The sequence below is a fragment of the Youngimonas ophiurae (nom. illeg.) genome, from assembly GCF_049803795.1.
Taxonomy (GTDB): Bacteria; Pseudomonadota; Alphaproteobacteria; order Rhodobacterales; family Rhodobacteraceae; genus Thalassobius.
On record NZ_JBNAGJ010000001.1, the window covers coordinates 616,800 to 631,523 of the forward strand.

The following is a 14,724-nucleotide window of genomic DNA, read 5'->3' on the forward strand; positions in this document are numbered from 1 at the left end:
TGGGTAACCGGCAGAACCGTACGATTCGAGGCGTTTAGCGTGCGGGGCATACGGGGCCTTTGGGCAGGAGCCTTCCCCGTTCTTCAAAGTGATATCGAACTGGCACATTGTCGTAGAGTGGGGCTTGCGAATTTCTAGGTACCTTGACATGATCAGAGAAACACATCTGTGCCTGATGCACAGTCAGTGTCCGAATTGCGCTTGCACCAGCCCGGCGGCGGTCAGGTGGCGTACCCGGCGGGATAACCGGGAGCAGGCGGAGATCAAGGCTTCTGTTGTGGCGCCTCTTTTTGTGTCAGGCCCGACGCAATGATGTGGCCAGATAGGTCAAACTTCTGACATTTAGATACCCCGCTTTCTGCCTGGTGCAGGAGGCGGGGTTTTTCGTGGCCCTGTGAGCTTTCTCGCAGGGCTTTTGGCGTTCGCGGTTGCGAACTAATAACCAAGGAGTCCGATAGTGGACGCATTGATTGCGCTTCTGCTGAAGGTTTTTTGGGATGTGGTCTGGTACTTCATCCGCAGAAAGCTGGAACGGAAGTCTGACAAACAGTCCTGATCCTTTCGGCCTAGCCCAATAGATCTGTGATACATTGGCTACGGATTTCGGAGCACGGGCGAGGTGTGCCTGCCGCTTGGAGGAGCTATGAAAAAGGCCGGGCGCTTGGCCCGGCCTTTGGGTTATTCAGCGGCTTTCAGCCCCGGTTTGCCTGGCGGCGCGGGCACGGTGGCCTCGGCCAGATCGGGGACATCGTCGTCCCAGATGATCTCGGGGGCTTTCAGCTTGCGGGCGGCGCGTTGCAGGGCGAAATCCTGCGCGGTGCGGCTGGCGCTGCCCAGGGCCATCGCGGCCAAGGCGCGCGCGACCCAGCGGATATAGGTGTTCACCCAGACCCGGATTGCCAGCATCGAAGGCGTAAAGATCAGCGTCAGAACCGTCGCGATCCCCAGCCCGAACACCACCGCCGTGGCCAGCTGTTTCCACCAAAGCGCGGTGGGGCTGTCGACGGAATAGCCGCCCTGGATAAAGTCCAGCGACAGGCCGAACATCATCGGTGCCAGACCGGCCATCGTGGTGATGGTGGTCAGCAGCACCGGGCGGATGCGTTCCTCGGCGGTGCGGACGATGGCCTCGATCCGGGGCATATAGGCGGAATATTCCTGATAGGTGTCGATCAGAACGATGTTGTTATTCACCACGATCCCGGCCAGCGCGACGATGCCCGTGCCGGTCATGATCACGGAAAACGCCTGATCCATCACCAACATCCCGATCAGCACGCCAGTGGTGGACAGAACCACCGCCAGCAGCACCAGAACCGAGTTGTAGACGCTGTTGAACTGCGCCAGCAGGATGATGAACATCAGCGCCAAAGCCGCCCCAAAGGCGCTGGACAGGAAGGCCTGGGATTCGGCCTGATCCTCTTGGTCGCCAGTCCATTCCCATTCGATTCCGTGGGGCAGGGGCTTGGTGTTCAGCCAGTCGGTCAGCGCGGCGATCCGCTCGTTGGCGGTGATCGGCACGTCATGCGTTGTGCCATCCGCATCGGTGACGGTTTTCGTCAGCCCTGCGGTGACGCCGGCCTTGATGTCGAAATAGCGTTCCTGATCGACGCGGTTGATCTCGGCCAGTTTGGGGACGGGTTCGCGGGTGATGAAATTGGCCAGGGGGACCAGCCCGTCAGCGGTGCGCACCTTCAGCGTGTCCAGGGTCGAGAGCACCCGGTATTCCTGCGGCAGGCGCACGCGGATCTCGATTTCCTCGTCCGAGCTGTCCACGCGCATCGTGTCCAGCAAGATGCCGCGCGTGACCAGCTGCACCATCGCGCCCACCGTGGCCACATTCGCGCCGTAGCGCCCGGCCTTTTCCACGTCCACGTTGATCTGCTGGTCGATGCCGGGCAGGGGCAGGGTGTCCTCGATCAGCTCCAGCCCTTCGGTGGTGTCAAACCGTTCGCGCGCCAGACGGGTGGCGGCCAGCAGATCTTCCCAGTTGTCGCCCTTGATGCGCAGATGTACGGGCTTGGCCGAGGCCGGCCCGCGCGCCTGGGCCAGAATCTCGATCATGATGCCGGGGATCTGTTCCAGTTGCTGGGTCAGTTCGGCGATCACCACATCGCCATCCAGATCGGGGCGGTCGGCGCGTTCTTCCCAGGGGATGGTTTCCAGCTGAACCTGGCCGATGGTATCCAAAGGCGGCTGCGCGCCGCCGGTGTTGTTGTTCAGCCCGCCCTCGCCCGAGAAGGCAAAGGCGTTCAGAACGCCGGGGTGGGCCAGCACGATTTCCTCGGCCTGGCGAACCAGCGCGTCCTTTTCCTGAACCGACAGGTTGCCGCGCGCGCGGACATAGACGATGGCCTGCTCGGGTTCGGATTCGACGAAGAATTCGACGCCGTTATTATTCTGGCCAAAGAACTGGAAGGTCGCGCCGACAAAGGCCACCACGGCCACAACCGTGACCAGAGGCATAACGGGATTGCCCGCGATGAACTTGATGAACAGGCCAAAGGGCGTGCGTTTGTGCCCGGCCTTGATTGGTTTGCGCCGCCGCCAGGTGATTTTCGAGGCCCCCAGCGCAACAGAAGCGCCAAAGGCGGACACAAAGAACAGCCCCGAGCCCACGGCCAGCGCCATCCCCGGCGATTGTGCCAGACCGGCCGACAGATAGGCCGGGTTCAGCACCTGCATCGCGCCGATGAACATGCCCATCCAGGTGACCGGCACCAGCGCCGCGCGCACCCACCAGGGGAAATGACGGATCAGGAAATCCGAGGCGAACTCGAACCGGCGGCTCAGCCGTCCGGACACGCCGCCCATCACCGGCAGGTAGATCAGCGCCACCACCAGGCTGGCGGACAGCACGAAAATCAGTGTGATCGGCAGCATCCCCATGAACTCGCCCGGCACCCCCGGCCAAAACAGCATCGGCAAAAACGCGCATAGCGTTGTCGCCGTCGAGGACACGATGGGCCAGAACATGCGCTTGGCCGCCTCAACATAGGCGTGCATGGGGCCGACGCCCTCTTTGATGCGTTTGTCAGCGTATTCCACCACCACGATCGCGCCATCCACCAGCATCCCCACGGCCAGGATCAGGCCGAACATGACGATGTTGGAAATGGTCACGCCCATCGCGGCCAGCAGCAGGAAACACAGCAGGAACGAGGTCGGAATGGCAAAGCCCACCAGCAGCGCGGCACGGCTGCCCAGGCTGGCCAGCACCACGATCATCACCAGCGCCACGGCGGTCAGCACCGAGCCCTCCAGCTGGCTGACCATCGAGGCCACCTGCCGGCTTTGATCGTTCGAGGCACCGACGCTGACGGCGGCCCGCAGGTCTTCGGGCCATTCGGCCTGGGCCTCTTGGATCAGCGCGCGTACCTCTTCGGAAGTGTCCAGCAGGTTGAACCCCTTGCGCTTGACCACCTGAAGCGCAACCGTCGGCGCGCCATTGAAACGCGCGATGCCTTCGCGGTCTTCAAAGGTCAGGCGAATCTCGGCCAGGTCGCCCAGGGTCACGACGCGCTGGCCGTTGATCTTCACCGGCAGAGAGTAGATGTCCTGCGGTTCGTTAAAGGACGACGGGATCTTGACCGAGAAATTCCCCTGCTCGGTCTGCACCTCGCCCGCGGCAACCAGCATGTTGTTATTCTGAACGACATTGATCAGCTCAGAGGCGGTGACATTGTAGGATTCCAGCCGCAGCGGATCAATCACCACCTCGACCATTTCATCGCGCGAACCGGCAATCCCGGCCTCCAGCACCGCGTCCAGGTTTTCCACCTTTTCCTGTAGATCCTTGGCCACGCGGTACATGGTGCGTTCGGGAACATCGCCGGTCAGGTTGACGATGACGATCGGAAATTCCGAGAAGTTGATCTCGTTCACCGAATATTTATCCGCGCCATCGGGGAAATTGCCCTCGGCGGTGGACATCGCATCGCGCACCTCGGCCAGCACCTTGGCCTTGTCCCAGCCGAATTCGAATTCCAGCGCGATCCCGGCATAGCCCTCGGCGGCGGTGGCGGACATGGATTTCAGACCGTCCAGATCGGCCAGCTCGGTTTCCATCGGCTTGACCAGCAGGGTTTCGGAATCCTCGGCGGAAATGCCGGGGAAGGGCACGGATACGAACAGCGCCGGGATGTCGATGTCTGGCTCGCCCTCTTTGGGCAGGCCGAAATAGGCATATCCCCCCGCCGCAAGCGACAGAAGGATAAAGGCCATCACCATTCGGGCGCGCGCGGCGGCCCAATCGACCATACCTGTCATTGGCTGGCCTCCTGATAGGTGGGCTCCACCCGGACGCCATCGGTCACGTATTCCTGGCCGACAACGATCACATCCGCGTTTTCATCCAGGCCGGACACCCACACGCCCTGCACCGTATCGCGCAGCAGTTTGACCGGGGCAAAGGTGACGATGTTTTCAGCGCCCACCAGACGCACGCCCAGAATGCCCGCATCGTTCAACGTCAGCGAGGATTGCGGCAACAGATGCGCCTTTGCCCCGTCCGAGGCGATCAGGATTTCCGCCGTCTGCCCGTCGCGGATCGTCAGATCGGGGTTGGGCACGTCAATGTCCACACGGAAGGTGCGGGTCTGCGGATCGGCCGAGCGCGACAGGAACGTCACCCGCCCTTGCAGCATCTCGCCCGTGGTCAGGCGCGCCCCGGCCAGCGCGCCGACGGCGACGCGGTTGACCTCGGTTTCGGGGACATAGCCGACCAGCTTGATCGGGTTCAGCTGGATCACCGTGGCGCACAGACCGCCCGCCTGCAACAGGCTGCCCAGCTCGGCGCTGTCGGATTCCAGCAGGCCGGTGAAGGGCGCGGTGATGGTCAGGCGCTGGATTTCCTTTTCCGCGGCGGCCACGGCGGCCTGCGCGCTTTCGATGCTGGCCTGGGTGGTTTCCAGCCCCGAGCGCGCCGATTCCACGCCCGCCTCGGCGCTGCTGCGCGCGGCCTCGGCCGAGGCCAGCCGGGTTTCAGCCGCATAGCCCGAAGTGTTCAGCTTCTTGGCGACGTTATAATTGATCTCGGCCTCTTTCAGGGCGGCCTCGGCTTTTTTCAGGTTGGCCTGGGCCTCGGGGACATGGGCCCTGGCGCTGGCCAGCGCGGCTTTGGCCTCGGCCAGACCGGCGGGGCGGGTGCCCGGATCCAGAATGCACAGTTCCTGGCCGGCCTCAACATAGGCGCCGCGCCGCAGCGGTTCGGAAACCACCTGCGAGGTGGTCTCGGCGCGGACCTCGACCTGGCGCAGGGCCTGGGTTTCGCCGCGCAGCACCACGGCGCTGTCGATCACCTGAGCGGCCGAGTGCCGGGCCACGACCTTGATCAGCTTGGCTGCGGGGGCCGGGGCGGGCGTTTCGGCCTGAACGGCCGCGGGATCGCTCTGGGGGTCGCCGGACAGCGCAAAGGCCGTCAGCGTGTCGCGTTCCATCACCAACACATATAGAAATGCCATAACAAGAATGGCCGTGAGTACCGGAATGGGTCTCATCTTATCAGGATCCTTTTCGCGCGCTTCAGGCAGGGGGTGCTGCATATGTAAAAAGCCAGCCCCCCAAAACAATAGGGCGGTTCACAAAAGGGTGAACCGTTTAGTTCAGTTTACGCGGCAACCCAGCTTCGCGCAAGCGTGCATTCGCGTGCGCGCCCCTGCGGGTCTTGCGGGGCCTTGGCAGGGGGCGGGGGCTGCGGTAATAGAGGGCAAATTTACCGAAAAAAGGGCCCGCCCGTGAGCGATACCGACAGTTTCATTGAAGAAGTCACCGAAGAAGTGCGCCGCGACCGTCTGTTCGCGCTGATGAAAAAATACGGCTGGATCGCGGCGGTGGCCGTGGTGGGCATCGTTGGCGGGGCGGCGTTCAATGAATGGCAGAAGGCACAAGATACGGCCGCCGCACAGCAACTGGGCGATGACATGATCGCCGCGCTGGAACCCGAGGGCGCGGCGGCGCGGGCTCAGGCTCTGGCCGGGGTGCAGGCAGACGGTGCCGCCGCAGCAGCGCTGGTGGATCTGATCCGCGCCGCCGAACTGGCCGAGGCAGGCGATGCCGCCGGGGCCGTGTCTGTTCTGGATGCCGTGGCCGCAAACGGAGAGATCCCGACGATCTATCGCCAGGTGGCCGCGTTCAAATCGCTGCTGGTGCAGGGCGACAGCCTGGATGAGGCCGAGCGCCGCGTCCGCCTTGAGGGGCTGACCCAGACCGCGCCCTCGTTGCGTCTGGCGGCCGAGGAACAGCTGGCGCTGCTGGACATCCAGCAGGCCAAGCCCGAGGCCGCGCTGGAGCGGCTTGAGCGGATCGTCGCGGATGCCGAGGTGACGCAGGACTTGCGTCGCCGGGCGTCTCAGTTGATTGTGGCGCTGGGTGGCGAGCTGGAACCGGCGAACCCGACGGGGCAATAAGTCTGAATACGTTAAAAACGCGCACAGAAGTGAGGGCAGGGGCCGTGAAATCAACAGCGATGATTCTGGGACTGGCTGGTTTGGCCATGTTGTCCGCCTGTTCGGAAAAAGAAGAAATTCTGGTTGGCGAGCGCGAGGATATTTACGCGGTGCTGGAAGGCGGCGGCGCGCAGGCCGATACGGTGCCGGAAAACCGGGCGCTGGCGATCCGCCTGCCGCGAATGCGCACGAATGCCGAATGGACGCACAGTATCTCGACCCCGGCCTACCGGACGGATCACCCCGCGCTGAATGTGGCGCCGCAGCCGATCTGGTCGGCCCCCATCGGGGCGGGCGATGGCAAGCGGAACCGGATCGTGGCCGATCCCGTCGTGGCCGCCGGTAAGGTGTTCACGCTGGATGCCAATGCCACCGTTGCCGCGACCTCGGTCAGCGGTGAAACGGTCTGGACACGCGATCTGACCCCGCCCAATGACAACCCGGACGAGGCCACGGGCGGCGGGCTGGCCTATGGCAAGGGCGTTCTGTACGTGACCTCGGGCTTTGGGACGCTGACGGCGATTGACCCGACCAGCGGCGCTATCAAATGGCAGCAGATGCTGAACGCCAGCGGCTCGGGTGCGCCGACTTATTACAAGGGGCTGGTCTATGTGACCTCGGGCGACGACACCGCCTGGGCGATCGAGGCCGATACCGGACGCATTCGCTGGCAGCTGACCTCGACCCCCGATAACGGCAATGTGCTGGGCGCGCCGGCCCCCGCGCTGACCGATAAATACGCGGTCTTCGGCTATGGCGACGGCGAGGTGCAGGCCGCGTTCCGTCAGGGCGGTATGCGGATGTGGATCTCGCAACTGGCCGGTCAGCAGCGCAGCCGCGCCCTGTCCAAGCTGAACGACATTACCGGCGATCCGGTGATTGACGGCAATACGGTTTATGTTGGCTCGAACGCGGGCCGGATGGCGGCGCTGGATCTGAACACGGGCGAGCGCAAATGGACCGCGCGCGAGGGCGCGCTGGGGCCGATGTGGCCTGCGGGGGGCTCGGTTTTTGCGGTCACCGTCCAGAACGAGCTGGTCCGGCTAGACGCCAGGGACGGCACCCGCATTTGGGGCGTGAAGCTGCCTCATTACGTGAAACACACCCAGAAAAAGGCCACCGAGACCTTCGCCAATATGGGCCCCGTGCTGGCGGGCGGTCAGATCATCGTGGCCTCGAATGACGGGAAAATCCGTTTCTTTAACCCGCAAAGCGGCGCGCTGGTGCGCAGCATCGACATCCCCGGCGGCGCCACCACCGCGCCGGTGATCGCGGGGGGCGTGATGTATGTGGTGTCAACGCAGGGGCAATTGTACGCTTTCCGTTGACGCGCGATTGCTGTAACAGGGCGGCTTGATCCGTTTTGGAGCCAGAGACATGAGTTTCACCCTTGCCATTGTGGGCCGCCCGAATGTGGGCAAGTCCACGCTGTTCAATCGCCTTGTCGGCAAACGGCTGGCGCTGGTCGATGATCAGCCCGGTGTCACGCGCGATCTGCGCGAAGGCGAGGCGCGCCTGGGCGATCTGCGCTTTACCGTGATTGATACGGCCGGCCTGGAAGAGGCCACCGACGACAGCCTGCAAGGCAGGATGCGCCGCCTGACGGAACGCGCCGTGGACATGGCCGACATCTGCCTGTTCATGGTGGATGCACGCGTGGGCGTGACCCCCGCAGACGAGGTTTTCGCCGACATCCTGCGCCGCCGCGCCAAACATGTGATCCTGGCCGCCAATAAGGCCGAGGGCCGCGCGGGCGAGGCCGGCGCGCTTGAGGCCTATGCGCTGGGTCTGGGCGATCCGCTAAGCATTTCCTCGGAACATGGCGAAGGGATGGGCGATCTGCTGGCCGCCTTGATGCCTCTGGCCAAGCAATTTGAGGACCGCGCCGCGCAGAACACGCCCGAAACCGATGTCACCCTGTCCGAGGACGACGCGCTTGAGGACGAAGACGGCCTGCCGCCCCACCGTATCCCGACCATCGAAAAACCCATGCAGATCGCCGTTGTGGGCCGCCCGAATGCGGGCAAATCCACCCTGATCAATAAAATCCTGGGCGAGGACCGCCTGCTGACCGGCCCCGAGGCCGGGATCACGCGCGATGCGATTTCCCTGACCATCGACTGGCAGGGCCTGCCGGTGCGGATCTGGGATACGGCCGGGATGCGCAAACGCGCTAAGGTTCAGGAAAAGCTGGAAAAACTCTCGGTTTCGGACGGGCTGCGCGCGGTGAAATTCGCCGAGGTCGTCGTGGTTTTGCTGGATGCCGCTATCCCCTTTGAACAGCAGGATCTGCGCATCGCGGACCTGGCCGAACGCGAGGGGCGCTGCGTGGTCGTCGCGGTGAACAAATGGGATGTTGAGGATCACAAGCAGGAAAAACTGCGCGATCTGAAGGAAAGCTTTGAGCGGCTGCTGCCGCAGCTGCGCGGGGCGCCTCTGGTCACGGTGTCGGCGAAAACCGGCAAGGGGCTGGAACGCCTGCGCGCCGCGATCGAGCGGGCCTATGACACCTGGAACCGCCGCGTGCCGACGGCGCAGCTGAACCGCTGGCTGACCGGGATGGTGGAACAGCACCCGCCGCCCGCGCCGGGCGGGCGCCGCATCAAACTGCGCTACATGACCCAGGCGAAAACCCGCCCGCCGGGCTTCGTGGTGATGTGCTCGTTGCCCGATAAGATGCCGGAAAGCTACACACGCTATCTGATCAATGGGCTGCGGCAGGATTTCGACATGCCGGGCACTCCGATCCGTCTGACGATGCGAGGGCAGGGGAATAAGAACCCCTATAAAGGACGGCGCGAAAAGAATGCGGGGGCCCTGAGCAAGCATTTGGGCAAAAATCCCAAGGGCCGCTAACCGCTGGTGCCTGGATTTTAGGTGGGAAAAGGGGGCCAGCCCCCTTTTGGCCTGCGGCCAATTCACCCCCGGAGTATTTGAGCGAGCAAAGAAAGGAGGCGCTGCGGTGTGGGTTTGCGCCCGCCCGAGGCCGGAGCCGCAGGCGGAGGACGAGATATCGTGGGCGCCGAAGGCGCTCCTTTAAGTTATGTCAGGCTGCCGTCGGCCGAGAGGGTGGTTTTGCCGCCCAGATAGGGGTGAAGCGCTTCGGGCAGGATGACAGAGCCATCCGCGTTCTGGCCATTTTCCAGCACGGCGATCAGCGCGCGGCCCACGGCCAGGCCCGATCCGTTCAGCGTGTGCACGAATTGCGGCTTGCCGCCTTCGGTCGGTTTGAAGCGGGCGTTCATCCGGCGCGCCTGGAAGTCGCCGCAAACCGAGACCGAGCTGATTTCGCGATAGGTGTTTTGCCCCGGCAGCCAGACCTCGATATCGTGGGTTTTCGTCGCGCCGAAGCCCATGTCGCCGGTGCACAGCACAACAGTGCGGTAGGGCAGGCCCAGTTTTTCCAGGATACCTTCGGCGCATTTGGTCATGCGGTCATGTTCGTCCAGCGATGTGTCCGGATGGGTGACCGAGACCATTTCCACCTTTTCGAACTGATGCTGGCGCAGCATCCCGGCGGTGTCGCGGCCGGCCGAGCCTGCCTCGGAGCGGAAGCATTGGGTGTGGGCCACGTAGCGGCGGGGCAGGTAGTTTTCCTCGACCGTGACGCCATTGACGATGTTGGTCAGGGTCACCTCGGCCGTGGGCACCAGCCACCAGCCTTCGCGGGTCTGGTAGCTGTCCTCGCCGAATTTCGGCAACTGCCCGGTGCCCAGCATCATTTCCTCGCGTACCAGAACGGGGGTCCAGGTTTCGGTCAGCCCGTTTTCCTCGACATGGGTGTTCAGCATGAACTGCGCCAGCGCGCGGTGCACGCGCGCCACGCCCGAGGACAGCACCACAAAGCGCGAGCCGCTGAGTTTGGCCGCCGTTTCAAAGTCCATCCCCGGTTTCACGCCGTCCAGTTCGAAATGTTCCTTGGGCTGGAAATCGAAGGTCTTGGGCGTGCCCCAGCGGCGAATCTCGACGTTATCTTCTTCGTCCGCGCCTTGGGGGACATCATCCATGGGCGTGTTGGGCAGGGTCATCAGCAGGTCGGTCAGTTGCTGGTCCAGGTCCTTGGCCTCGGTCTGCATGGCGGCGGTTTCGGCCTTTTTGTCAGCGACCAGCGCGCGCAGGCGTTCGAACTCGGTCTCATCGCCGCGGGCTTTGGCGGCGCCCACCTCTTTGGCGGCCTTTTTCTGATCGGCCTGCGCGGTTTCGGCGGCCAGGATCTTGGCGCGGCGGGCCTCATCCAGTTTCAGCACCTCGGACGACACCGCCGAGGCCCCGCGGCGGGCCAGCGCCGCGTCCAAAGCGGCAGGGTTTTCGCGGATGGCACGGATGTCATGCATGGGTCTGCTCCGGTGTTGAGTCGTGTCTTTGCGCGTTATTACGGATTTTTGGGCGGTTGGAAACCAATCTCGGCCTGCCATTTACGCCATCTGCGCACGAATTCGATTGCAACTAGCTTTTCTTGGGGCCAGTGGGTTGGGCGTGGTATTTCTGTTGGCAACTTTGAACTCCTATCGGCGAACATTTGATCGATATGGTCTGCTGTTATTTTTCTGGGCTCCCCCAATTCTCGCCAGTCTGTATTGAGACAGGCTGCCCACCGGGTATTGCTATGGCATAGGAAAGGACGTTGGATTTTCTCGAAAGAGAAGACAGCGGCTCTTAGATCGGCGTCTTGAAGACTAGAGGCGAAGAACTTCGTTGTTCTCAAATCGGCACCGATCAGGCTGGCGTTTGACATCCAGCTTCCTTGAAATTCACAAGCCCAGAGTTTTGTCCCGTTGAGCTTGGTGCCGACCATCTTGGCGCCATTGAGTTTCGAGCCGTTTAGCAACGCGCCATTTAGGTTTAACTCAGAGAGATCCGCGCGTTGAAGATCAGTGTCCCGCAGATCCAAACGATAGCCTCTATAGTCATCGCAAGCCATTGACCAGGCGCGGAACTCAACAGAAGTTCTGCATTTGGTTGCTTCGTCAAAGACAAATGATAGTACAGGGGTCTGTTCGTGGCCCCTGGCTTCCAGCAATCTCCTTTCTTGTGATCGCCGCCCCAAAATTTTCAAAGCTATTTGTATGTCGAGCCGTGGATGTTCTGCTTTGGACCAACTCCATAGGGCTTCTTTGCTTTCTTTCAGTTGTGCGCGCCAGTCGTCTGATGCTGGCCGTTCCTGGGACGCAGGAGGCTGGGGGCAGATTTCAGCGTTTTTTGCCGGCGCGTTTGAGCGGATATAGGCGCAGAGGATTTCCATGATCTGGATGTGGTCCCTTGCGCTGTCCTGGCTGATGCGTTCCAGCGCAAACAGTGCGCCGATGCGGACCTCGAGGTTGGGGACTGTTTCGTTAAAGGCCTCCCAGCCACCCACCTCAATGCTTTCGGCGTTACGCAGGTCCAGCGGGCCTTGGTCCTGCCATTCGATGATCGTCTCTTCGGCAGTCAGAAGCTTGATGATATGGGTTTCACCTTCTAGATAATCACCCTCGGTTTCATCAAACCATAGATCTGGCTTAGTTTCGAGGGTCTGATACCCAAGCGGCGCGTTGATCTGAAGCGTTTCCCCGTCTGGCACAAAGAGGTGCCGCTTCTGGGGGCGCTGCACTCGAAGGACACGACCGATCCTTGTGGTGGTTTTCTCGGTGCCCAGCCCCTCGACCGCTTTGTTGATACGGTCGGTGATGTGGCCTTGTTCCGCGGCATTGGTTTGGCGCTCGGTCATCATCACGCGGATCATCGCCAGCGGGGTGCCCAGAAGCCCACCCAAGGCGGTCAGCAATCCGACCAACGCCAAGACATGCCAGCGCAGGTTGTCGCCCTCGTGTGCCGCAGGAAAGCTCCATGCGACTTGCCACAGCCCATAGAGCACAAAGAGGATCAGACCGACCCAGATCGGGGCGAGGATACTGGCAAAGCCGATGAGCGTGTCGGCCAGCCAGTGCTTGGGCAGTCCGTTTTCGCGTATCCGGTCGCGTCCGAGATAGAAGGTCAGCGCCGAAAGGCCAATCACGCTTGCGGCCAATATGAATATCCAAAATTCCTGCGGGGTGAAGGGAAGGGTGATATTGGCATCTGAAGCGGTCATATCCGGGTACTCTTGAAAAGCGCTACTCTGCAACCATGCCGGGATTTCCAGGGTGGGTAAACCCGCGTTTGGGCCTTGCGGCGGGCTGTGGGCTGTGTGGGAGTTTTGACGCCTTGCAAAACCCCGTCCCCGCACATAGGTTCCTGCAAAATCTCTGGGGTCCGTACTTGGAAGACCGATCCGGCCCCTGCTAACCAACAAGGACACCGACGATGGAAGCCATTGGCCAGTTTCTCCCGCTTATTCTGATCTTTGCGATCATGTATTTCCTGCTGATCCGCCCGCAGCAGAAGAAGATGAAAGAGCACCAGGGCATGGTCAGCGCGCTGCGTCGCGGCGATCAGGTGGTCACCCAGGGCGGGCTGATCGGCAAGGTGGCCAAGGTCAAAGACGACAATGAGATCGAGGTCGAACTGGCCGAGGGTGTCAAAGTCCGCGTTGTCAAATCCACCATCGCTCAGGTCCTGAACAAGACCGAACCGGCAGCGGACGCGTAAGCGCCCGCTTTTTTCGTTCTGGAAAGATAACCGAAGGCAGACACCATGCTTCAGATTGATCTGTGGAAGCGCGTGCTGATCTGGGGCCTCTGCGTCCTGGGGTTGGCGCTGGCGCTTCCGAATGCGTTCTACACACGGGTGGAAACGCATAATGACGCCGTGGCCGCGATCGAAGCGGGCGCCACGGCCGAGGGGCTTGAGGCGCAGGTGGGGCAGTGGCCCTCGTTCCTGCCTTCGGGGCTTGTCAATCTGGGGCTGGATCTGCGCGGGGGCGCGCATCTGCTGGCCGAGGTCCAGGTGCAGGATGTCTATGAAAGCCGCCTTCAGGCCATGTGGCCCGAGGTGCGCGACCTGCTGCGCGAGGAACGCGATCAGATCGGCACGATCCGGCTGCAACGCACCCAGGGCGCGGAACTGCGGGTCCGTCTGAACCAAAAGCCCGAGATGGTCGAACGCGCCGCCGAACTGGTGCGCGGCCTGGCCCGTCCGGTGGTGACGCTGACGGGGGCAGGCTCCAGCGATATTGATGTGACAGTGGAGGGCCCCGATTTCGTCATCACCCTGTCCGAGGCCGAACGTCTGGCCACCGATGACCGCACCGTCAAACAGGCGCTGGAAATCATCCGCCGCCGGATTGACGAGGTCGGCACCCGCGAACCCACCATCCAGCGCCAGGGCGAGGATCGCATCCTGATCCAGGTGCCCGGTGTCGGCAGCGCCAAAGAGCTGAAGGACATCATCGGCACCACGGCTCAGCTGACCTTTCAGCCGGTTGTGACGCGCACCGGCAATGCCGATATGCCCCCCGGTGCCGGCAACGAATTGCTGCCCGCCGTGGACGAAGAGGGGCTGTATTACGTTCTGGAACAGGCCCCCGTTGTCACCGGCGAGGAACTGGTCGATGCGCAGCCTGCCTTCGATCAGAATGGCCGTCCGGCCGTGTCCTTCCGGTTCAACACCACGGGCGCGCGTAAATTCGGGGACTATACGGCGGAAAACATCGGCAATCCCTTTGCCATCGTGCTGGACGGCGAGGTGATCAGCGCCCCGGTCATTCAGGCCCATATCGGTGGCGGCTCGGGGATCATCACCGGCAATTTCAGCGTCGAGGAATCCACCAACCTGGCCGTGCTGCTGCGCGCCGGTGCCCTGCCTGCGGGGCTGGAATTCCTGGAAGAGCGCACCATCGGCCCCGAACTGGGCGCCGACAGTATCGAAGCGGGCAAAATTGCCTGTCTGGTGGCCTTTGTGGCCGTGCTGGTCTTTATGTTCCTCAGCTACGGGCTGTTCGGGATTTTCGCCAATATCGCCCTGATGATCAACGTGGGGCTGATTTTCGGCGCGCTTAGCCTGATTGGCGGGACGCTGACCCTGCCGGGGATCGCCGGGATCGTGCTGACCATCGGCATGGCGGTGGATGCCAATGTGCTGGTGTTCGAACGCATCCGCGAGGAACTGCGCACCGCCAAAGGCCCCGCCCGCGCGATCGAGCTGGGCTATGACCGGGCGTTGTCGGCGATTATTGACGCCAATATCACCACGTTCATCATCTCGGCTATTCTGTTCATGCTGGGCTCGGGTCCGGTGCGCGGCTTTGCGATCACGCTGGGGCTGGGCATTGTGACCTCGGTCTTTACGGCGATCTTCGTGACCCGCCTGCTGATTATCATGTGGTTTGAACGCCGCCGTCCGAAAACGATTGAGGTCTGAC

At 62.5% G+C, this 14,724-nt stretch carries 9 protein-coding genes; 5 read left to right on the forward strand and 4 right to left on the reverse strand.

Annotation, left to right across the window (positions count from 1 at the left end):
* Positions 1-678 precede the first annotated feature (678 nt).
* Positions 679-4,269, reverse strand: coding sequence for an efflux RND transporter permease subunit (locus tag ACP15O_RS03265; protein ID WP_425094607.1), 3,591 nt, complete (start codon positions 4,267-4,269; stop codon positions 679-681).
* A complete protein-coding gene (locus ACP15O_RS03270) occupies positions 4,266-5,498 on the reverse strand; it encodes an efflux RND transporter periplasmic adaptor subunit (RefSeq protein WP_425094608.1) in 1,233 nt (410 codons plus the stop codon). The genes ACP15O_RS03265 and ACP15O_RS03270 overlap by 4 nt, the downstream gene beginning before the upstream one ends.
* Positions 5,499-5,735: 237 nt before the next feature.
* On the opposite strand from ACP15O_RS03270, the gene ACP15O_RS03275 reads away from it, so the two are divergent.
* Genes ACP15O_RS03275 through der form a run of 3 tightly spaced genes read left to right on the forward strand, consistent with a single transcriptional unit; the run spans position 5,736 to position 9,302 of the window.
* Positions 5,736-6,407 (forward strand): hypothetical protein, encoded by a 672-nt coding sequence (locus ACP15O_RS03275; RefSeq protein ID WP_425094609.1) that lies wholly within the window; start codon positions 5,736-5,738, stop codon positions 6,405-6,407.
* A 44-nt stretch (positions 6,408-6,451) separates the two neighbouring features.
* Positions 6,452-7,774: a PQQ-like beta-propeller repeat protein gene (locus ACP15O_RS03280; protein WP_425094610.1), complete on the forward strand. Its 1,323-nt coding sequence runs from the start codon at positions 6,452-6,454 to the stop codon at positions 7,772-7,774.
* A gap of 49 nt (positions 7,775-7,823) precedes the next feature.
* Positions 7,824-9,302: a ribosome biogenesis GTPase Der gene (gene der / locus ACP15O_RS03285; RefSeq protein WP_425094611.1), complete on the forward strand. Its 1,479-nt coding sequence runs from the start codon at positions 7,824-7,826 to the stop codon at positions 9,300-9,302.
* 185 nt (positions 9,303-9,487) lie between these two features.
* Here der and serS read toward each other — a convergent pair whose 3' ends face one another.
* Both serS and ACP15O_RS03295 read right to left on the reverse strand, forming a co-directional pair.
* The gene (gene serS, locus ACP15O_RS03290; protein WP_425094612.1) at positions 9,488-10,780 is read right to left on the reverse strand and encodes a serine--tRNA ligase; all 1,293 of its coding nucleotides are present in this window, start codon (positions 10,778-10,780) and stop codon (positions 9,488-9,490) included.
* A 38-nt stretch (positions 10,781-10,818) separates the two neighbouring features.
* Positions 10,819-12,516, reverse strand: coding sequence for a pentapeptide repeat-containing protein (locus ACP15O_RS03295; protein ID WP_425094613.1), 1,698 nt, complete (start codon positions 12,514-12,516; stop codon positions 10,819-10,821).
* Positions 12,517-12,728: 212 nt separating this feature from the next.
* Here ACP15O_RS03295 and yajC point away from each other — a divergent pair, with 212 nt between their 5' ends.
* Together yajC and secD are read left to right on the forward strand one after the other, a co-directional pair.
* Positions 12,729-13,013 carry a preprotein translocase subunit YajC gene (gene yajC, locus ACP15O_RS03300; RefSeq protein WP_425094614.1) on the forward strand — a complete coding sequence of 95 codons (285 nt, stop codon included), beginning with the start codon at positions 12,729-12,731 and terminating at the stop codon, positions 13,011-13,013.
* Between the two features lie 45 nt (positions 13,014-13,058).
* Positions 13,059-14,723 carry a protein translocase subunit SecD gene (secD, locus tag ACP15O_RS03305; protein ID WP_425094615.1) on the forward strand — a complete coding sequence of 555 codons (1,665 nt, stop codon included), beginning with the start codon at positions 13,059-13,061 and terminating at the stop codon, positions 14,721-14,723.
* The last annotated feature ends 1 nt before the right edge of the window (position 14,724 follow it).